The sequence below is a fragment of the Acinetobacter sp. CAU_H_S170_2 genome (genome assembly GCF_058890445.1).
The window spans coordinates 2,258,312-2,277,989 of record NZ_JBZYAE010000001.1 but is presented as its reverse complement, the minus strand read 5'-3'; the positions used below and the strand labels follow the sequence as shown (position 1 = coordinate 2,277,989).

13 protein-coding genes are annotated in these 19,678 nt (G+C 41.3%); 10 read left to right on the top strand and 3 right to left on the bottom strand.

Going from position 1 to position 19,678, the window contains the following annotated elements:
- The first annotated feature begins 15 nt into the window (after positions 1 to 15).
- The 4 genes from AC5EUN_RS11275 (at position 16) to AC5EUN_RS11260 (ending at position 7,035) form a co-directional block, all read left to right on the top strand.
- The gene (locus AC5EUN_RS11275) at positions 16 to 1,599 is read left to right on the top strand and encodes a 5-oxoprolinase subunit B/C family protein (RefSeq protein WP_493352350.1); all 1,584 of its coding nucleotides are present in this window, start codon (positions 16 to 18) and stop codon (positions 1,597 to 1,599) included.
- The gene (locus tag AC5EUN_RS11270) at positions 1,599 to 3,320 is read left to right on the top strand and encodes an acetyl/propionyl/methylcrotonyl-CoA carboxylase subunit alpha (RefSeq protein WP_010326311.1); all 1,722 of its coding nucleotides are present in this window, start codon (positions 1,599 to 1,601) and stop codon (positions 3,318 to 3,320) included. Before AC5EUN_RS11275 ends, AC5EUN_RS11270 begins: the two co-directional genes overlap by 1 nt.
- A gap of 354 nt (positions 3,321 to 3,674) precedes the next feature.
- Complete coding sequence (locus tag AC5EUN_RS11265; RefSeq protein ID WP_004637176.1) at positions 3,675 to 4,607, top strand: IS5-like element ISAha1 family transposase; 933 nt, start codon at positions 3,675 to 3,677, stop codon at positions 4,605 to 4,607.
- A gap of 208 nt (positions 4,608 to 4,815) precedes the next feature.
- Positions 4,816 to 7,035, top strand: a complete 2,220-nt coding sequence (locus tag AC5EUN_RS11260; protein WP_171253705.1) for a TonB-dependent receptor — start codon at positions 4,816 to 4,818, stop codon at positions 7,033 to 7,035.
- A gap of 121 nt (positions 7,036 to 7,156) precedes the next feature.
- Here the strand turns inward: AC5EUN_RS11260 and AC5EUN_RS11255 are convergent, their stop codons facing one another.
- On the bottom strand, positions 7,157 to 7,810 hold the full coding sequence (locus AC5EUN_RS11255; RefSeq protein WP_010326313.1) for a YajG family lipoprotein: 654 nt from the start codon (positions 7,808 to 7,810) through the stop codon (positions 7,157 to 7,159).
- A gap of 354 nt (positions 7,811 to 8,164) precedes the next feature.
- On the opposite strand from AC5EUN_RS11255, the gene AC5EUN_RS11250 reads away from it, so the two are divergent.
- Genes AC5EUN_RS11250 through AC5EUN_RS11240 form a run of 3 tightly spaced genes read left to right on the top strand, consistent with a single transcriptional unit; the run spans position 8,165 to position 12,032 of the window.
- Complete coding sequence (locus AC5EUN_RS11250) at positions 8,165 to 9,781, top strand: alkaline phosphatase (protein ID WP_010326315.1); 1,617 nt, start codon at positions 8,165 to 8,167, stop codon at positions 9,779 to 9,781.
- Positions 9,782 to 9,795: 14 nt separating this feature from the next.
- A complete protein-coding gene (locus AC5EUN_RS11245; protein WP_049590879.1) occupies positions 9,796 to 11,307 on the top strand; it encodes an alkaline phosphatase in 1,512 nt (503 codons plus the stop codon).
- Between the two features lie 35 nt (positions 11,308 to 11,342).
- A complete protein-coding gene (locus tag AC5EUN_RS11240) occupies positions 11,343 to 12,032 on the top strand; it encodes a hypothetical protein (RefSeq protein WP_228276958.1) in 690 nt (229 codons plus the stop codon).
- Between the two features lie 73 nt (positions 12,033 to 12,105).
- Here AC5EUN_RS11240 and AC5EUN_RS11235 read toward each other — a convergent pair whose 3' ends face one another.
- On the bottom strand, positions 12,106 to 13,107 hold the full coding sequence (locus AC5EUN_RS11235; RefSeq protein WP_005399817.1) for a helix-turn-helix transcriptional regulator: 1,002 nt from the start codon (positions 13,105 to 13,107) through the stop codon (positions 12,106 to 12,108).
- Positions 13,104 to 14,030: a diguanylate cyclase domain-containing protein gene (locus AC5EUN_RS11230; protein ID WP_493352349.1), complete on the bottom strand. Its 927-nt coding sequence runs from the start codon at positions 14,028 to 14,030 to the stop codon at positions 13,104 to 13,106. Before AC5EUN_RS11230 ends, AC5EUN_RS11235 begins: the two co-directional genes overlap by 4 nt.
- 324 nt (positions 14,031 to 14,354) lie before the next feature.
- Here AC5EUN_RS11230 and AC5EUN_RS11225 point away from each other — a divergent pair, with 324 nt between their 5' ends.
- The 3 genes from AC5EUN_RS11225 to tolQ all read left to right on the top strand — a co-directional run bounded on the left by AC5EUN_RS11225 (position 14,355) and on the right by tolQ (position 19,678).
- A complete protein-coding gene (locus tag AC5EUN_RS11225) occupies positions 14,355 to 16,841 on the top strand; it encodes a TonB-dependent receptor (protein WP_493352348.1) in 2,487 nt (828 codons plus the stop codon).
- A 79-nt stretch (positions 16,842 to 16,920) separates the two neighbouring features.
- Complete coding sequence (locus tag AC5EUN_RS11220; protein ID WP_010326321.1) at positions 16,921 to 18,885, top strand: phytase; 1,965 nt, start codon at positions 16,921 to 16,923, stop codon at positions 18,883 to 18,885.
- A gap of 94 nt (positions 18,886 to 18,979) precedes the next feature.
- Positions 18,980 to 19,678 (top strand): protein TolQ, encoded by a 699-nt coding sequence (gene tolQ / locus AC5EUN_RS11215; protein WP_004694253.1) that lies wholly within the window; start codon positions 18,980 to 18,982, stop codon positions 19,676 to 19,678.

Below are 19,678 nucleotides of genomic sequence, written 5' to 3'. Positions count from 1 at the left end.
AAAAAGGATAGGCACATGCGTTTTTTATCGGTAAACGCGGATTGTTTTCTCATAGAGCTTGCCAGCCTAGAGGAAACATTGGCGTTGTACAATAAATTGCACACGATGCAATTGAATGGAATTAAAGACTTAGTCCCTGCTGCAAAAACAATTTTAGTGTTTTTTAATGAAATCGAAACCACCTTTAAAACACTGGTTGCTTCGATTCAGACTATAAAAATTGGTTCAGGCGTTGAGCGTAATGTCCAAGAGCTGATTATTCCTATCTGCTATACGGGCGAAGATCTTGCTCAAGTTGCAGAGTTACAAGGGCTTTCAATTGCTGAAGTTATCTTGAAGCATCGTCAAAGTGTTTGGAATGTGGCTTTTATTGGCTTTGCGCCGGGCTTTGCTTATATGAGCAGTCCCGATCGACCTTTTACAGATATTCCTCGTTTAGCTGTGCCACGTAAAAAAATACCGTCGGGTTCTTTGGGACTGGCAGGACAATATTCAGGGATTTACCCGAAAGACAGTCCGGGGGGCTGGCAGTTGATCGGTACGACTGCTGAAAAAATGTGGGATTTGGAACGTAAAAATCCAGCGCTACTGTTACCGGGGATGACAGTACATTTTGAAGATATCACACATCAACCGACCACGGTTAGCGTACCACAGCAAGTCACTCGTACAGTTGAACCTAAACAATCCATGCCTTTGTTTACGGTAACAGCACCGAGTTTACAGATGCTGATCCAAGATGAAGGGCGTTTTAACCAGACCAAGATTGGGGTTGGTGTTGCAGGGGCGATGGATGTATCGGCGATGCACAGTGCAAATCGAATTGTCGGTAACCCAACTCCGACGCCTGTGATTGAAATTTTAAATGGTGGTTTGAAAGCCAAAATGCATCAGTCCGCAGTCATTGCGGTTACGGGAGCAATTTCAAACATCCACGTGAAATTTAGTGATGACCAAAAGGCTGACTTTGAGAGTTATCAAGCGATTGCCCTTGATGAAGGTGATGAATTTCAGATTCAAGCACCGACGGCAGGGCTAAGAAATTATCTGGCGATTCGTGGTGGTATCGACGTACAGCCTGTGCTGAATAGCGCCTCATTTGATAGTTTGGCTGTATTAGGACCAGAACCTCTAAAAATGGGGGATACGGTTAATCAAGGACAGGTTGAAGTTTCAAATATCAGTAATACCGAAATTGCGAAGTTACACTTGCCCAAAGTCGGCGATGTGGTTGAGCTCGACATTGTAATGGGACCGCGAACGGATTGGTTCGAAGTAGAGAGCATTGAGCGCTTATGTCAGCAAGCTTGGCTTGTGACCAATGAAAGTAATCGGGTTGGACTGAGGCTTTCAGGTGAGCAGCCGTTGCAGCGCAAAATTACTCATGAGTTGGAAAGTGAAGGAACTTGTATTGGTGCCTTGCAGATTCCGCCAAACGGTCAACCTGTACTGTTTATGAATGACCATCCTTTAACTGGTGGCTACCCCGTGATTGCGGCTGTGGCGAAGCACCATTGGGACTTGGTGGCACAGATTCCAGCAGATTGCCAAATCAAATTTAAAAAAATGACCGAATTTACAGATTTTGAGAATGAATGATGACTACTGAAAAATTATTAATTGCAAACCGTGGTGAAATTGCCGTTCGTATTATTCATGCTTGCCGTGATATGGGTATTTCATCGGTTGCTTTATATGCTGATGACGATATGGACAGTATGCATGTCGAACTGGCGGATGAAGCATGGGGTTTGGCGGGTGCAACTGCACGTGAAACTTATTTGAATATTCCAGCCATTCTTGAGGTTGCTAAAAAATCCAAAGCGACCATGGTGCATCCGGGTTATGGCTTTTTATCTGAACGTGCTGAATTTGCACAGGCCGTAATTGATGCAGGCTTAAAGTGGGTAGGGCCATCGCCAAGCGCCATTGAAAAATTGGGTGATAAAATTGAAGCACGTAAGATAGCTGCTTCAGTGGGTGCACCTTTAGTTCAAGGCACACAAGACCCCTTACATAATGCTGATGAAGCCCTCGAGTTTGCAAAGCAGTTTGGTTTACCTATTGCGATTAAAGCCGCGTTTGGCGGTGGTGGTCGCGGTTTAAAAGTCGTTTGGAAACTGGAAGATGTAAAAGAGCTGTATGATTCGGCTGTACGTGAAGCGCAAGCTGCCTTTGGCCGCGGTGAGTGTTTTGTTGAGCAATACTTAGATCAGCCTCGCCATGTCGAAGCGCAAGTGATTGCCGATCAACATGGCAATGTAGTGGTTTTAGGTACACGTGATTGTTCGCTACAGCGTCGTAATCAGAAGTTGGTTGAAGAAGCCCCAGCGCCTTTTATCAGCGATGCAATTTATGAAGAAATTTTAACTTCAGCCAAAAATATCTGTCAGGCAGCCAACTATGTCGGTGCGGGTACCGTTGAATATTTGCTAAGCCGTGATGGAAAGCTTTCATTTTTAGAAGTAAATACCCGCTTGCAGGTGGAACATCCTGTCACGGAAGAAACGGCCAAAGTCGATTTGGTGGTTGAGCAAATTCGAGTGGCTCAAGGCCATGAACTTTCAATCAAAGAAACCCCGAAAGTGCAGGGGCATGCCATTGAGTTTCGTATCAATGCTGAAGACCCTGCTCGCGGCTTCATTCCTGCATTTGGTGTATTGAGTTTATTTGAAGCACCATTTGGCCAGGGCGTACGCGTAGACACAGGTGTTCGTACTGGTTCTTTGGTGTCGAGTCATTTTGATTCGCTTATGGCAAAACTGATTATCACAGGCCCAACCCGTGAAATTGCGATCGCTCGCGCTAAACGTGCGCTGAAGCAATTTAAAATTGAAGGTGTTGTTTCGGTTTTAGACTTTCATCGTGCTGTATTAAATGAAGCTGATTTTACCGACACATTTAATGTCCATACTCGTTGGATTGAAAATGATTTTAAACAGGACTTAAAGCCAACGAAACGCAGTATTCCGAATCATCAACAGCCGATGTTACTCAGTTATATTGAAATTGATGGGAAATTACATCGTTTAGGCTTACCTGCGGGTATGTTTGCACAAAACCCTACAATGACGTTTCAAGACCAACCGGCTACAGAAACAGCAGTGAGTGCTGAACACTTACTTGCACCAATCAATGGCGTAATTAGCGCTTGGAAAGTAGAAAACGGGGAGCAGGTTGCAGAGGGGCAAGTGGTTGCGATTATGGAGGCCATGAAAATGGAAGTTCCTGTACTTGCACATCAAAGTGGGGTAATTCAGTTGACAGCTCAGCAGGGAGCGACCTGTCACGCAGAGCATATTATTGGATCGATTTGCTAAAAAATTAAATCATGTGAATGAGCCTGATGCAGCATTTAGCTAAGTCAGGCTTTTCATTTAGAAATTCTTAATAATTGAGGGCTGATTGGCTTTGTTTTATGGACAAATGTAGTGGAAAAATGGTTCGATAAAGATTTAATAGTCCAATAAAAGCGTTATTTTAAGAGATAGAGATATTCAATAATCATTTTGTTTGGTAGCAGAGAGACAAGATGAAAACTATAAGCTTGAAAAATAAAAATGAAAGAGTATTAGCGTTGTATGTAATTATTATTTTAACTAAATAAAGTACTCCGAAGAGGCTTTGTTGCACAAACCTATCTCTAAAGGCTTATTCCACAATATAATTCTCAAATGAATAAGCCCACACCTAAAATCTATCGTACAACCAATTGGTCTTCTTATAACAGTGCATTAATAAATCGAGGAAATCTCTCAATTTGGTTTGATCCCAAGACTCAATGGTACGCTCAACCCAAAGGTAAACATGGTCGAAATCAAACTTATTCAGATACAGCCATCCAATGCTGTTTAATGATCAAATCCTTATTTCGTCTTTCTTTACGCATGGTCACTGGCTTTGTGCAAAGTCTCATTCATCTTTGTAGATTAGATTGGACAGCACCAGACTATTCCACCATCTGCAGAAGACAAAAGCATATTGATATTGCAATTAACTATCAAAAAAGCAGTAATGGTCTCCAGCTACTCGTCGATTCTACTGGCTTAAAGTTTCTAGGCGAAGGTGAATGGAAGCGTAAGAAACACCAACCTGAATATCGTCGCCAATGGCGTAAACTTCATATTGGTATAGATGCTGAAACCCTTCAAATACGCGCTATTCAACTCACTACAAATAATGTGAGTGATTCACAAGTGCTTGGTGATTTACTCGATCAGATTCCACAAGATGAGCAGATTGACTCTGTCTATACTGATGGGGCTTATGACACCAAGCAATGCCGTCAAGTAATTGCAGACCGACAAGCACATGCGGTGATTCCGCCAAGAAAAAATGCGAAACCTTGGAAAGATACAAAGACCAGCTCGCTAGAGCGAAATGAATTACTTCGAACAGTTAAACGTTTAGGAAGAACAATATGGAAAAATTGGTCAGGCTATCATCGCAGAAGTCTGATAGAAACCAAGATGCATTGCATCAAATTATTAGGCGATAAACTCCGTGCGAGAAACTTTCAAAGCCAAGTCAATGAGATTCATGCACGTGTGGCCGTATTAAATAAATTTACAGATTTAGGTCGACCTCACACCCAAGTTGCCACTTAAATTTAGATAACTTGGAAGAAGTTTAGCTTTTGAATGTTTGTGCAACAAAGCCCTTCAATATTAGAAAATTACGTATCAAAACAGCTGAATAGTTTTTTCTTTAAATTATTTATTTACAATAAATAATTTAAAGTTATTTGATAAAAAAATTGACTGGAAAGTAAACAAGAATTATTTTGATAAAAATTCTTATTACTATTTGCAAATTATGAAAAAGCCCTCTTCAATATCTATGTCTAAAAAACTTTTCCCAATATTAGCAACAACAGGTGTAATTTTCATTTCTAATTCGAGTTTTGCAGAAAACTCAGAAAAGGTTTCTCCATCAGAAAATACTGTACAACAGTTAGAAACAATGACATTCACTGCCTCACGTGCTGATGAAGTACAAGAAAAATCAAAACAAGTGACAAATTTAGATGAAAAACAAATTGAACTTTTAAAAAATGGTTCTTCAGGGAATATTGCAACTGTTTTAGCAAAAGCTGTGCCTGGCTTATCTGATTCAAGTCGTACAATTACAGATTATGGACAAACATTACGTGGGCGAAATGCACTTATCTTAGTTGATGGTGTTCCGATGAATTTAACGCGTGATACTTCTAGAGGTCTTTCTTCTATTGATCCGGAAAGTATTCAAAATATTGAAGTTATTCGAGGAAGCAACGCCATTTACGGTAGTGGTGCAGCAGGCGGGATTATATCTATAACAACTAAAGCTGCTGGTGGAGAACCTACAGCTAAAACTGTTATTGGCTTACAAAGCCCTTTAACTAATTTCCGTACAGATGCATTAAGTGGGGATATTCACCAATATTTTACGGGAAGCTTGGATAATTTTGACTATGCATTGGACTTTGGCTATCAACGTATTGGTAGTCCATATGATGCCAGTGGTGATAGAGTTGCTCCAGAACCCAGTCAAGGTGATCTTTATGATGCTGATGCCTATAGCATAGGGGGTAAAATTGGCTATCATATTGATGACAATCAATACCTACAGCTTGCGGCGAATTACTATAATGCAGAACAAGATTCTGATTATGCAGCTGATACGAGCACAAAAAAATATCCTCTTGGTAGTGTACCTGCTCAAGCAATTAAAGGTTTAAAATTAAAAGATCAAAATAAAAATGAAAATCAAATCTATAATTTGACCTATATCAATAAAGATTTATTAGGAAATAAAGTTGATGCACAACTTTACTATCGAGACTTCTTTACTCGCTTCTCACCATTTGATGCGCGTGGTAATGCAAATCGTGGAAAACAAGTAGATCAAATTTACCAAGAAAATAATGTCCTAGGTAGTCGCTTAACAGTCTCGACTCCACTTGAATTCTTGGGTGATACAACTGTCGTTTGGGGCGGTGACTTTAGTCGTGAAAAGAGCGAGATGCCCTTGGATATTTTTGACCCTCAAATTTATGATCAGTCTGGTGGTCTAGAGTTTGTTAAAATTGGGAATCTTATTTATTTGCCTGAGCTCACAACTCAAAGTCTTGGCGGATTTGTTCAATTTAAGCATCAATTTAATGACCAATGGGCTGCTGAGATTGGAACTCGTTATGAAGATAGTTACGCTGAAATCGATAGTTTCATCCCATTATCTCAGTTAGGTAAACCAAACCCTTATACAGTCCAAGGGGGTAAAGTTAAAGCTGATGCATGGTTATATAATGCAAATCTTACTTTCTCTCCAACTGATCAACACTCGATATACGGCTCTTTTAATCAAGGCTTTCAACTTCCTGATGTTGGTTTAGTTATACGTAATGCTGGAGTCGGTTTTAACCTTGCTTCATCATTTTTAGAACCTGTAAAAGTTGATAATTATGAGCTGGGTTGGAAGGGTGATTTTAAAAATATCTCATCTAGTTTTGCCGTATTCCATTCAACCTCTGACCTTGGAGGTGTCCAATCTTTTAACAATGGATTGGTTCTTGCTAGAACAAAAGAGAAAGTTTCTGGTGTTGAAGCAACTATTGACTACATTGATGATGTTAATGTTTGGGGGACTGGGGGGAGTGTAACGTGGATGAAAGGTCGTGAAACTCCACAAAACACGAATAAAGAACAAGATATGACGGGCTTCAGAATCCCACCATTAAAATTGACTGGTTACATCTCTTATAGTCCAACTGATACTTGGACGAATAGACTACAGGCAACTTACTTTGGTGCGAAGGACTACAGGTTGAATGGCGTAAACGGTTTTGGTCGTTATGATGTGAAATCTTATACAACGGCCGACTTAATCAGTAGTTTTGCGCTTAACAAAAAAGATATTGTAACTATTGGTTTAGAAAATATGTTTAACCGAAAATATTACCCACTTTATAGCCAATTGCTAAGATCTGGTGACAACACAAGTCACTTAGTAGCGAATGGAGCAACGTTAAAAGTTTCTTATAGTCATAAGTGGTAGTACTTATCTTTATTTGTGGTTAAAAAAACATGGGTCATTAAAGAATGGCCCAAGTTTTAACGTATAACATTCGTTAGCTTTTAAGGCCCTCTACATAGGGCTTTTTTTACTTTATAGCTATTTATGGATTTGCTTTTGGCAATGCAGAAATTAATTTAGACTCATAATCATCAAGTACCCCATCAATGTTTTCTACCCATTTCGTACCATTGGCAATTTGAGCTGATTTTGTCACCTTGCTATAAATGTGGAGAGGGGCTGTATTCAAGTCTTTCGCATTCACGACATTTGTATCTATTTCTGAGTGAATTTTGATTGACGCAAATCCAGGCTGGAACCATGACCAAAATTTATTAATTTTAATGGTGAGGATTAGATCGGCATTTGCTCGATTGGTTTCATTGTCTGTAATGACTTCATAACCTGATTGTTTAAGTGCATGAGTTGTGCGTTTTTGTAATAACTCAGACACGGTCTCTTTTTCTAAAAGAATATCGCCTAACGCTTTTCCGTAGCCATTTCTTTTACGCGCAACAGCTTTTGCTTTTTCTTCAGTAGTTGCTTTGGCTAAACCATCCTTTAAAGACGGAATATCAGGTGTGGTGGGTTTGTCTTGGAATGTTCTATTATCTTCGACCAGCGCGATAATTGCTTTCTTAGAACTCGGCACTTCTTGAGAGGATGCGGAAGTATTAGGCGTTGGAACTTGAATCAATCCGCGTGATGTCGCACAGCCTGAAAGAGTGGTTATTAAGAGCCCTATAGCAAGTAACATGGAAGAGCGTTTCATTTAAGATCCCCGAGAGTGGTGGTTATTGTAAAAAAGTGCATAAAGTTAATAAGATACGTTATAAAAAAGCTTAACTATTTCATTTTTAGCAGTAATTCAAAAGATTGGTTTGTAGAAGGCTGGGGGATTTTGATTGAATTTTACCAAAAAGTAAATAATAACCATTGTCAAATGAGAATAAAGACGTTAGATTGCGTTACAAATTTGATGGTTAATATTGATAATTGTAAAAAATGAAAAAGCGTTTCGAAAGTGAGTAAATTTATATTGATGCTTAAATGTCATCGGATTTAAATATCCGAAGTGTATGTTTCAGCCATCTTTAGATGGGTTGATGCAATGCTCGGTTTTCTTGAAAAATTCCAATTAAAAACAATCAGTGTGGCATATATAAGTTTGAATGCTTTATTTCTCTCCGCTTGTCAAAGTAGTGATTTAATGCAAGCTCAACCAACTCATGCAGTACAACTACTCAAACAACAAAAAGTCCAACAACCGAAACGTGTAGTGTTTTTCTTGGGTGATGGAATGGGCATGACTACACTTACCGCTTCCCGCATTTATGCTGTCGGTGAAGATGGTCAGTTAGCAATTGATCGGTTACCTGAGTCTGCCTTTGTTCGTACCTTTTCTGAAGATGCGCAAGTCACTGACAGTGCACCTTCGATGGGTGCGTACATGACCGGTGTGAAGATGAAAAATGAGGTGATCTCGATGCAGACAGGGACAATTGCAGTTGAACCTGATTCAGTAGGGAATAACCAGTGCGGGACTAACCCACAAAACAAAAATAAGCAAAACACACAGACTTTACTCGAATTAGCCAAAGCAAAGGGTTGGGGGACAGGGGTTGTGACCACGACGCGGATCACGCATGCCACACCAGCATCGACTTATGCGCATATTTGCCACCGTGATGCTGAAAATGATATTGCATCACAGCTGGTGCCGAGTTCAAAAGGGGATGCTTATCAAAGATATAACCCAAAACTCAAAGATGGAGTGGATGTGGTTTTAGGCGGCGGCAAGCGTCAATTTTTGCCTAAAGATGCAGACGGAGAGCGTACTGATGGGCGCAATCTAATTACCGAGATGCAAAAGGCAGGCTACCGCGTAGTTTTTGATGAAAACCAACTCTCCCAAGTGCAGCTGGCGAAAAATGAAAAATTATTGGGTTTATTTAATCACAGCCATTTAAATTACGACTTGGATCGCACCAAGAAAAACTTGGCAGAGCCGAGTCTCAAGCAAATGACGCTGTCTGCTTTAGACATCCTGACGCAAAATAAAAAAGGTTTTTTCCTGATGGTGGAGGGCGGGCGTATAGATCATGCGCTGCATGACACCAATGCCAAACGTGCTTTACAAGACACGATTGCCTTAAATGATGCTTTAGAAGCAACCATTCAAAAGCTTAAACAAAGTGATCCTGAACTTAAAAATACACTGATTGTAATCACAGCCGACCATGATCACACCTTGGTTTTAAATGGTTATGCCAAGCGTACAGGAAAATACGTCGAAGGTAAGGAAACCAGTGTGCTTGGATTGGTAAAAAACTATGATCAAGCGGGCTTTGCTCAAGATATTCATGGTCAACCTTATCCGATTATCGGTTTTGGTACGGGCAAAAAACGCCCCACTCAAAACCGTATGGATGACTTGGTACTGAACTTAAAAGACACTGATGTCTGTCATCCTGTACAAGGGCCAAAGGCACCACAAGGTGAAAAATATAGTTTCACCTATCCTTTGGCTGAAACGGGTTGGTGTACGGGCACTGCTGCGGATGATTTCCAACAAGAAGCTGTGATTCAAACGGGCTATAAAGATAAAGAAACGCATGGCGGTGCAGATGTGTTTTTAGGTGCGATTGGTCAGGGAGCCGATCAGTTCTCAGGTAGCCTTGAAAATATTGAGGTCAATCACCTCATTCGTAAGATCACAGGCTTATAGCAGAGGGATATCACATGAAACATACTTTAAAAACCATCCCATACATGATGCTTCTGCTTACAGCGTCGATTTCTTCAAGTGCTTTGTATGCTGCGGACACCACAGTTACACCGACGAAAAGCGTTATATTCTTTTTAGGCGATGGCATGGGACCAACCACAGTGACGGCAAGTCGTATTTATGCTGTGGGGGAAAATGGCAAACTGGCCATGGACCGCATGAAGCACGCAGCACGGATTAAAACCTATTCTGAGGATGGTCAAACCACAGATAGCGCTCCCTCTATGGGCGCCTATATGACTGGGCAGAAAAATAAAAATGAAGTGATTGCCATGACAACAGGAACGGTTGCGGTCGAACCTGAAGAAGGAAAATTGCCGAATGGCAAAAGCTTAGCGAAAGCCATCAACCGTTGTCCAGAACAGGGCAGTAGTATGGTCGCAGGGATGCCTGCGTTAAGTATTTTAGAACTGGCAAAAAAGCAGGGTAAAGCGGTTGGCGTAGTGACGACGACCGAACTCACCCATGCCACACCTGCGGCAACCTATGCACATATCTGTCACCGTGATGCGCAATACGATATCGCGCTTCAAGCTGTTCCAAAAGGTAAAGCTTATAATCCAAACTTATTGGATGGCATTAATGTCCTTATGGGAGGCGGCTTAAATCATTGGACGCCTTATGATGCAGTCTCTAACCCCAAAGGACGCTTGGATGGTCGTGATTTATTGGCAGAGTTTAAACAGCAGGGTTATCAAACCGTTTTAAGCCAAAGTGATTTGGCACAGACGGTCAATACTCAGAAAATTTTCGGCGTATTCTCCACACAGTCGCATTTAAATTTTGATTTGGACCGACTCAAGAAGAATATAGAGACTGAACCGAGTCTTGCGGCGATGACCAGTAAAGCGATTGATGCACTGCAAGCACAGAGTCATGGACAAGGCTATTTCTTGATGGTTGAGGGTGGGCGTATTGACCATGCGCTACATGCCAATAATGCCAAACGGGCATTGCAGGAAACCAAGGCATTTAATGATGCAATTCAAACTGCACTGGATAAAGTGGATTTGAGCAATACCTTGATTGTAGTGACGGCAGACCATGACCATGTGATGACCTTTAATGGTTATGCCGCACGAACGGGTCAAACGACGGAAACTAATCCAGGTATTTTGGGGCTGAGCTATGACTATAATATTGCAAAAGAGCAAAATGCTTACAGCAAAGTGCTGGCTGATGGCCAAGTACATAATCCATACCGCGATGTAAATGGGGCAACAGGAACGACGCTTGTTTTTGGAAATGGTACGGGTAAACGTTTAGATATTCGTGACAGTATTAGCAACGAGCAAGCCTTTGCTGACGACTATAAACAAGAAGTCGGGGTACAATTGACGAAAAGCGAAACACATGGCGGCGGAGATGTGATGCTGTTTGCTGAAGGAAAGAATTCAAATCTATTCAAAGGCACACAAGAAAATACATGGGTATTTGAGCAATTGAAAAAGGCGTTTGGATTCTAATGGATACAAGATTTATACGGCCGTTCAAATTCAAAATGAAATTCTTAGCATTGTCTTTCAGTTTGCTCAGTCCATGGGTATGGTCGGCCGATGAATATCGTATTGATTATCAGATTGAACGGTTGGATGCCAATGGGGTCACGACCATTCAAAAATACAGTGAGAAAATAATTCGAGATGAGCAAAATATTTGGATTGAACGTTTAAACACACAAACGCATGCTGACGAAGCCCAGACACATAGCAACGCTCATGTGTCTGCCAAAACAGACACCCATGAGCATGTGAGTTTTGACAGTGCAATTCAGTGGATGCAGCGCAAAGATGTAGTCGGGCAAGCAAACGTAGAAAGTCCGTTTCAGCGTTTTTATATTTTGCCAGATGAAAAAATGCGGGTGCAATTGCAGGATGTCGATCAAGAAATGCTAGGGATGAAAAACTGTTGGCGCTGTGAATATAGTTTGATTCATCCTGACATTTTAAAGCGAGCACAATTGATTCAACGTGATCCGAAGTTAGCGCATTATCAAATACGCAGTGCTGGGCAAACGTTGAATATTATATGGAGTGAACAGGATCAACTGGTTCAAAAATACGAATTGCTCAAACCGACCTCAGGCTATGCCAAAACCTTTACCGTGCGCAAAATTGGCCAACATGTTGCTATACCTTGGACACAAACAGAAAAATACAGCGAACGTGACTATGCGGACTTTAGTGATTAGCCGATGAGTTTTTGACTTTTAATTTCGACGTTACAATAGAAATACCCGTGATTTTTTTGGGAAAAATAAGCGCTTAGGACTGTGCCGCTTGTACGGTTAAACCACTCCACCGCTTAAACGCACGTCGAAAATTAGTGGCATCGTTAATTTGTAAATACTGAGAAATCTGTTCAGTTTTAAAACCATGTACACGATATAAAATGATGGCAGTATGCAAACGACTTTGATCGAGTTGCGCCTGAAAATGGGTCTGATGCTTTTTCAGTTTACGTTTTAAGGTGGCAGAACTCATTTGAAAATAGTCAGCGGTTTGTTCAAGTTGAATATTATTTTGAATATTCTGCATTAAATATTGGTGCAAACTGAGCAAAAAACTCTGTTGAATATTTTGAGCTGTCATTTCTTTCAGCGCATATTGATAACTGATTGAAGCTAAGGTCGAAGAGGCATTAGGAAGTTTTTCATAAATCAAATCGCGAGGTAGGCTCATCATGTTGATCGGGCGATTAAACTCTAAAGCACTGCCTAAATGTGTCCAATATTGTTCAATATAATCCGGTTCAGAAAAATTAAACTCGAATTTCCACGCTAATTTGGCTTGGTACAGTTGACGGCTAAACGCTTGTACTGCACTCATTGCGCTTTCGATTAAAAAGCGATTTTCAAGCTTGTTTTCATCTAACCAATAAATATGAATATGGCTTTGACTGTACATGAGTCGAGGGCATAACCAAGGTGAAACGGACGCGGAAAATGTTAAATAACGGCTAAGTGCCTCATCGAAGGTCGATGCATACAGCATGGATTTAATGGCGTCATTAAAGGGGGTGGTTAGGCTGCGTTGACCAAATAAAAAACTGATGTCCTGATTGCGAAAACACTGTTCAGCATTTTTTAAAACCTGTTGTAACTGTTGTTGACTAATTAGTTTTTGCCCCGAAAAGATATCTTCTAAGAAAATACTGCTGCCACTGAGCAGGACGTGATGTTCGACTTCATGACTCGCTGCCAAATCAATTAAAATAGACAATTGATGATGCGCAGGAATGTAGCTGTAGTCGCATTCAAAGCTCATACCATGACTCGCTTCGGTGAGTAGTACTGCTTCACTTGGAGCAATTGCTGATTTAAGGCACTCAAGAGTTGTTGGGCCGTTTGGTATTGCCCGACTGAACAGCAGGTCGTGAGTGCTTTTAAAGGAATGTGCACGGACAGATCACGTTGATAATAAGCACTGACCATAAGCATGCGTTCAAGTTGAGCAGCCATTTTTTCAGCCTGTTGTAGCTTCGTCTTTGGTAATAGCATAATAAAACGATCTCCTGCGAAGCGGCAGAGCAGGTCTTGTGGTCGTAAGTTTAAGCTAATCAATTGTGAAACATGCTGTAAAATCGATGTACCTTCATCAAAGCCATATGTTTGATTAATCTGATTAAAATTATGCATATCTAGCAGTATGACTGACATTTCGCTTGGTTCATGCAAGTTTTGCTCGATTGCGGCTTTGAGCTGTGTTTTAAAATAATGAGCATCGGCCAAAGGGGTGAGTGCATCGAATAAACGATGATCCCGATAAATGCGTTCTCGTTTTTGCATGTGTTTAGAAATTGCTAGTTCTTCTTGATGCCAAAAATAAATCCCGATGGTAAATAGACACAGTCCAATTGGAAAAGGAATGGACTCAAGCCATGCATCCCACATGATTTCTTTAGGCAGGCGAATAAACTCATCTAAGCTGTCCATCCACATGTGAAAAAAAATAAAACATAGTCCATAAAAGATATAGTTGGTTACACGGCCCAAAGGACGGCTTTTAATAATAAAGAAAATCCAAATACCAATAAAAACAGTTGCTCCCCCTTCACCTAAAATATCGACCCAGTTCCATTCAGCAAACGACTTGCTCTGCCCAAGTAGGATAAATAACCAAAGGGATAAGCTACAGGCAGTCGCTACACATAACAAAGGCCAGCGGTAGTAAGCAAAGTATTTAGGCATAGCATTTTTTGAAATGATTTATTTTCGCCCAAGCTAAACAGATTTAGATGACAGTTTGATGGCAATGGCTAGGGTCAAAATAGATCAATGTATTTTTGATTTTTGAGAATAAAAATGCTGAAAAACCCTATCCTTGAGGTGAATATGCATCATTCTGTATGCTCAGTATTTTCTCTATACAGATCAAATTAGCTCACTTTTTGCTGAAAATGGCTAAAAACAAATAAAAAGGGCAGATCGTAAAAGGGACTGTCACATCATGTTCACATTCAATTTCTATTGTGCGTTCAAACCATGCCACTTTGGCTTGAGGGGAAGAACATAATGCAAAATAATCAGAGCCGTTTCATGAAACATAAGCGTGCGGGTTTTCAGCTTAGCACACTGGTCCTGTCAATGCTGAGCATGACGCATCTACATGCCGAAGATAACACGGTGGAATATGTACAGGTTATTGGTCAAGCTGCAAGTATGGATAAAGCACTCAAAGAACAAAAACGTGCCGACCAAATCAGCAGTGTGGTACATGCTGATGGCATTGGACAATTACCCGATGACAATGCCGCAGAAGCGTTGCAACGGATACCGGGTGTATCTACAGAGCGTGACCAAGGCGAAGGACGTTTTGTTTCGGTTCGTGGTTTAGGCGCTGACTTAAATGCAGTAACCATCAATGGTACTTTGGTTCCCGCGCCTGAAAGCGATCGCCGTGGCGTAGCATTGGATGTCTTACCTTCAGAGCTGGTGCAGTCTTTGGCTGTGGTGAAAACGCTGACACCAGATATGGATGCCAACTCATTAGGTGGTACGGTGCAGGTTGAAAGCTTATCGGCTTTTGACCATGACGGTTTGTTTTATACAGGAACGGTTGAAGGTGGTTATGATGAAAAACGGGAAAAATATAGCCCTAAAGCATCTGGTGCTATCAGTAACCGTTTCAGTGTTGGTGAAGGGCAAGACAACCTTGGGGTGGCACTGGCACTGAGTTATCAAAACCGAAAATTTGGCTCGGACAATGTTGAAACGGGTGGGGCTTGGGATGGTGACGCACTTGAAGAAACCGCAATGCGTCAATATGACATCGAGCGTGAGCGCATTGGTGCGGGACTGAATTTTGATTATCGCCCCAATGACACAGGCGAATACTATTTAAGAACTTTATATAGTCGCTTTAAAGACACTGAATCACGTCAGGAAGTGGCGGCTGAATTTTCTGAACCACAACTTGCAGGCCAGCGTGGTGATGCAGAAGTGACTCGTTCACTGAAGAGCCGTGAAGAAACACAAGAAATACAGTCTTTTGTCCTCGGTGGTAAGCAAGGTTTTGGCACGTGGACGGTGGAAGGCCAGCTCGGTTATAGCGAAGCATCGGAGGAAAATCCAGGGGGAATTTCGGGGGCAAAATACCAAGGTGATTTTAGTAACGTTGGATTTAATAGTACGCAAAAACCTGTAATTACGGCAGACCAAGATTTTTATGATGCGGCCAACTATGAGTTAGATTCGGTTTCTTGGGAAAAATCTAAAACCACCGATAAAGAATACAACGGTAAATTAGACTTTTTGAAAGACTATATGCTGGGGAATTATGCGGCTGCATTGAAGTTCGGCGGAAAAATCAGTCAACGTGAAAAAACCAACAATACCGATGAATGGAAATATGAAGATCTCAGTACGTCAAGTTCAGATTTCAATTCAAACAGCCATTATGAACTGGGACAGTTTGGTCCAACCATTAATGAAAATGCTATTAAAGATAAAATCAGTGGATTAAATCCAAATGATGATGTGGTTGCTGACGGTTCAATCATTAATGATTTTAAGTCGAATGAAGACATACAAGCGGCTTATGTCATGAATACGATAGATATTGATCAACTGCGTGTGATTGCAGGATTACGTTATGAAAATACCAACTTTGAAGCACGTGGTTTTGAGTTTAATGATGATGTGATTACTGCGACTAAATATGAAAATGACTATGATCATTGGTTGCCGAGTTTGCATTTTCGTTATCAATTGGCCGATAACGCATACCTCCGTGCCGCTTGGACCAATAGTGTGGTACGTCCAAACTTTGCGCAAAGTGCACCGGGTGTTTATATTGATGGTGATGAAGCTGAATTTGGTAATCCAATGCTGAAACCGTTGGAGTCTTCGAATTTTGACTTAGGTGTAGAAAAGTATTTTGGCAAAGCCAGTATGGTGGGCTTCTACGCATTTTATAAAGATATCGACAATTTTATTTACAACACCAATATTGCAGGAACGGGCCAGTGGGCTGACTTTGATGAAGCCATTACTTATAAAAATGGCAATGAAGCGAAACTGTACGGAATGGAATTTGCTTATTCACAAAAGTTTGACCATCTAGGAGCACCTTGGAATGGTTTCTTATTGGGTTTGAATACCACCTTTAGTAAGTCAGAAGCAGATATTGATTCGATGAAAGATGGCGAGCTTCTGAGCCGTCGTATTCATTTACCAAACCAGTCGGATGTGGTAGGCAATGCCATGATTGGTTGGGAAAATGAGCGTTTCGGCGTACGTTTGTCTGCAAACTATAAGTCTAGCTATTTATATGAGTTAGGTGATATTGATACGCCTGAAAAAGATACTTATACCGATGAGCAAGTCTTTCTCGACTTTAGTAGTCATCTGAATTTGTCAAAAAATTTACAATTAAAGTTTGATGTACAAAACATCACCGATGAGCACTATTACAACTACGCAGGTGCGAAGGCTTACAACGCGCAGTATGAAGAATATGGCCCAGCCTATAAGCTTGCTCTGACTTACACCCATTTTTAAATTTCACTAAATAAACGCTCAGGTTTTCTTTGTTGAGAAGAAAACCTCGAGATATGGTTGCCCAAATTTGAGTAATTTTATGAATTTTTCAAGCTTTAAATTGTCTGTTTTAACAAGTTGCATAGTGTTACTGACAGCATGTAGTCAGCATGGTGTTTCTCCATCTCCTGTAAGCTCACAACCATTAACGGTGGATCAGCCAACAGCAGAAAAGCTCCAATTACGCGAAGTTGATACAAATGAAGCTAAAACTGAAGATGTGCAATGGTTGAGCTTAAGTACATGGCCAGAAGTGACAGCTCTATTGAGCAGTAAGAATAAAGGTCTTCAGTTTTTAGATGATGAACAAAATGTATTGCATCACATTCAAGGGCAGTTTGGACGTTTTGATTACCGGATTGGTTCGGAGCGTTTATTGATTGCTGCATCGAATTTGCAACAACAGCAAATTCAACTGATGAGCATGAACTTAAAAAATAAAGTATGGGACAAAGCCAGCTTTATTCCAAAGCGTTCATTTAAGTCCGAAGATGTTTGTCTATACACCGATGCTCAAGGCTTGAGTTTTGCCTTTTTAGTCGGTGAAGAAGGGATAGGTGAGCAGTGGCTTGTGGCGAATCGTGAAAAAGCATTGGCCCTGCCGCAGTTGGTACGTCGTTTAAGTTTTCCACCTGCAAGTACTGTTTGCAAGGTGAATGATACTAGTGCAGAACTCTTAATCAATGAAGAAAATGTCGGTGTTTGGGTCTATCCTGCCCATTCTGAAGCAGATATGGTGCGCCAAGCAGTCGATTTGGTAAAACCGTTTGGCTCGATTCAAGGGACACCATCCGCAATTAGCATTGTGGATGATCACATTGCGGTGCTTGATGAAGAAAAACCACTGCTTTATCGTTATCAAAAACAAGACAAGCATTGGAACATCCTAGAACCATTACAGCTGAGTGGTTTAAAGGAGGCGGAAAGTCTGAGTATTCGCGGAAATTTAACCGATAAATCTCTACTGATTTTAGATGATAAAACGGTGAAAGCAGCCGATGTTGAATGGGAAACTCAGACCCAGACCAAAGCTCAAAGTATCATCACTATCCCTGCAGAAGTGCAGACAGAGGGTGTGCCAAGTACAGGTGATGCGGCTGATGATCCTGCTATTTGGCACAATGCCACACAGCCGAGTCAATCCCGTATTTTAGCGACAGATAAACAAGGCGGCTTACAAGTCAATGACCTACAAGGTAAAGCTGTACAGTATTTGCCAGTCGGGAGACTCAATAATGTCGATGTACGCCATGGCTTTAAGTGGGGTAATCAAACGGTTGATTTGGCTGTGGCATCGAACCGAGACCACAACAGCTTACATGTATTTGCGATTCAACCAAAAACAGGCAGGGTCTTTGTGCTTGGTGAGTTACCAACGACTTTAGATGACATCTACGGCATTTGTATGTATCGCGATGCTCAAGGTGAAATCTATGCCATTCCAAACGATAAAAACGGGACTTTTGTTCAATACCACATTACCGCTACGCAGCAAAAATTAAGGGCTGAAGAAGTACAACGTTTTTCAGTTAAAACCCAACCTGAAGGCTGTGTCGTAGACGACGCCACAGGACGTATTTTCTTGGGTGAAGAAGATGTCGCGGTGTGGGTAAAAGATCTCAATCCAAAAACTCAGCTCCCTATGCAGCAGGTGATAGGTGTAGGAGAGGTGATGCATGATGACATTGAGGGAATGGGACTTTATCACGGTAAAAAGCAAAGTTATTTGGTAGTTTCAAGCCAAGGCAATGACAGCTTTGTGGTGCTTGATGCCGCAGCACCTTATACGGTTCGTGGCGCATTTCGTGTAGGCATCAATATCGACAAAGGCATTGACGCTGTGTCTGAAACAGATGGACTAGATGTGAGTTCCCTAAATTTTGGTGGCAAATGGAAGCAAGGCATGTTGGTGGTGCAAGATGGACGTAAACGGATGCCTGAAACCAATCAGAACTTTAAATATGTGCCATGGGAAAAAATCGCTCAAGCCCTGCATTTAGACTAAATAGCGCTTTAGTACATAGGCTGGGGCAAAGAGTCACAGCCCATTTTAAAAATATACATGTACTGCACCATGCAGTAAAAAATTGGAGTGCGTTATGCAAGCAACAATGGATCAAATGTCGGTTTGGATGTTGATTAGCCATGCCAGTGTGTTGGTGAAAGTAGTGATGTTGATTTTGGTTTTATCCTCAGTAGTAAGTTGGTATTTAATCGTGCGTCACGGTATGTTACTTCGTGGACAAGAGCAGCTTTGGAACCGCTTTTTAAAGAATTTTAGACAGCAAAAAGATCTCAATCTTTTACAGCAAGATTACCAACAGCCTGAACAACAGAAAGGCGTAGTCAGCATTTTTCAACATGGGGTGGATGAATACCATCAATTGATCAAAGATGAGCAACTCACTACAAGTGATGTGATTGATGGGGTAGAACGTCGTTTGCTCAGCAGCATCAGTGAAGAAGAAGAAAAGCTTCAGCAAAATCTGACCTTTCTTGCAACAGTCGGTTCAGTCAGCCCGTATATAGGCTTATTTGGAACGGTCTGGGGCATTATGAATGCGTTTATTGGACTGTCTGCCGTTGAACAGGCAACCCTCAATACAGTTGCACCTGGAATTGCAGAAGCGCTGATTGCAACAGCCATTGGTTTATTTGCCGCTATTCCTGCGGTAGTCGCGTATAACCGCTTTTCGGCACGTGCTGACAAGCTTTCCAGTCGTTATTACGGTTTTGCCAATGAGTTGCAAACGCGTATTTATCGTTTGTTGGGGCACACTGAGCGCGCTTCGCGTTAA

Excerpts from the sequence above, each read along its gene's own strand:
- AC5EUN_RS11275 (WP_493352350.1), top strand. The coding sequence starts at position 16 with ATGCGTTTTTTATCGGTAAACGCGGATTGTTTTCTCATAGAGCTTGCC.
- AC5EUN_RS11270 (WP_010326311.1), top strand. The coding sequence starts at position 1,599 with ATGACTACTGAAAAATTATTAATTGCAAACCGTGGTGAAATTGCCGTT.
- AC5EUN_RS11265 (WP_004637176.1), top strand. The coding sequence starts at position 3,675 with ATGAATAAGCCCACACCTAAAATCTATCGTACAACCAATTGGTCTTCT.
- AC5EUN_RS11260 (WP_171253705.1), top strand. The coding sequence starts at position 4,816 with ATGAAAAAGCCCTCTTCAATATCTATGTCTAAAAAACTTTTCCCAATA.
- AC5EUN_RS11255 (WP_010326313.1), bottom strand. The coding sequence starts at position 7,810 with ATGTTACTTGCTATAGGGCTCTTAATAACCACTCTTTCAGGCTGTGCG.
- AC5EUN_RS11250 (WP_010326315.1), top strand. The coding sequence starts at position 8,165 with ATGCTCGGTTTTCTTGAAAAATTCCAATTAAAAACAATCAGTGTGGCA.
- AC5EUN_RS11245 (WP_049590879.1), top strand. The coding sequence starts at position 9,796 with ATGAAACATACTTTAAAAACCATCCCATACATGATGCTTCTGCTTACA.
- AC5EUN_RS11240 (WP_228276958.1), top strand. The coding sequence starts at position 11,343 with ATGAAATTCTTAGCATTGTCTTTCAGTTTGCTCAGTCCATGGGTATGG.
- AC5EUN_RS11235 (WP_005399817.1), bottom strand. The coding sequence starts at position 13,107 with ATGAGCTTTGAATGCGACTACAGCTACATTCCTGCGCATCATCAATTG.
- AC5EUN_RS11230 (WP_493352349.1), bottom strand. The coding sequence starts at position 14,030 with ATGCCTAAATACTTTGCTTACTACCGCTGGCCTTTGTTATGTGTAGCG.
- AC5EUN_RS11225 (WP_493352348.1), top strand. The coding sequence starts at position 14,355 with ATGCAAAATAATCAGAGCCGTTTCATGAAACATAAGCGTGCGGGTTTT.
- AC5EUN_RS11220 (WP_010326321.1), top strand. The coding sequence starts at position 16,921 with ATGAATTTTTCAAGCTTTAAATTGTCTGTTTTAACAAGTTGCATAGTG.
- tolQ (WP_004694253.1), top strand. The coding sequence starts at position 18,980 with ATGCAAGCAACAATGGATCAAATGTCGGTTTGGATGTTGATTAGCCAT.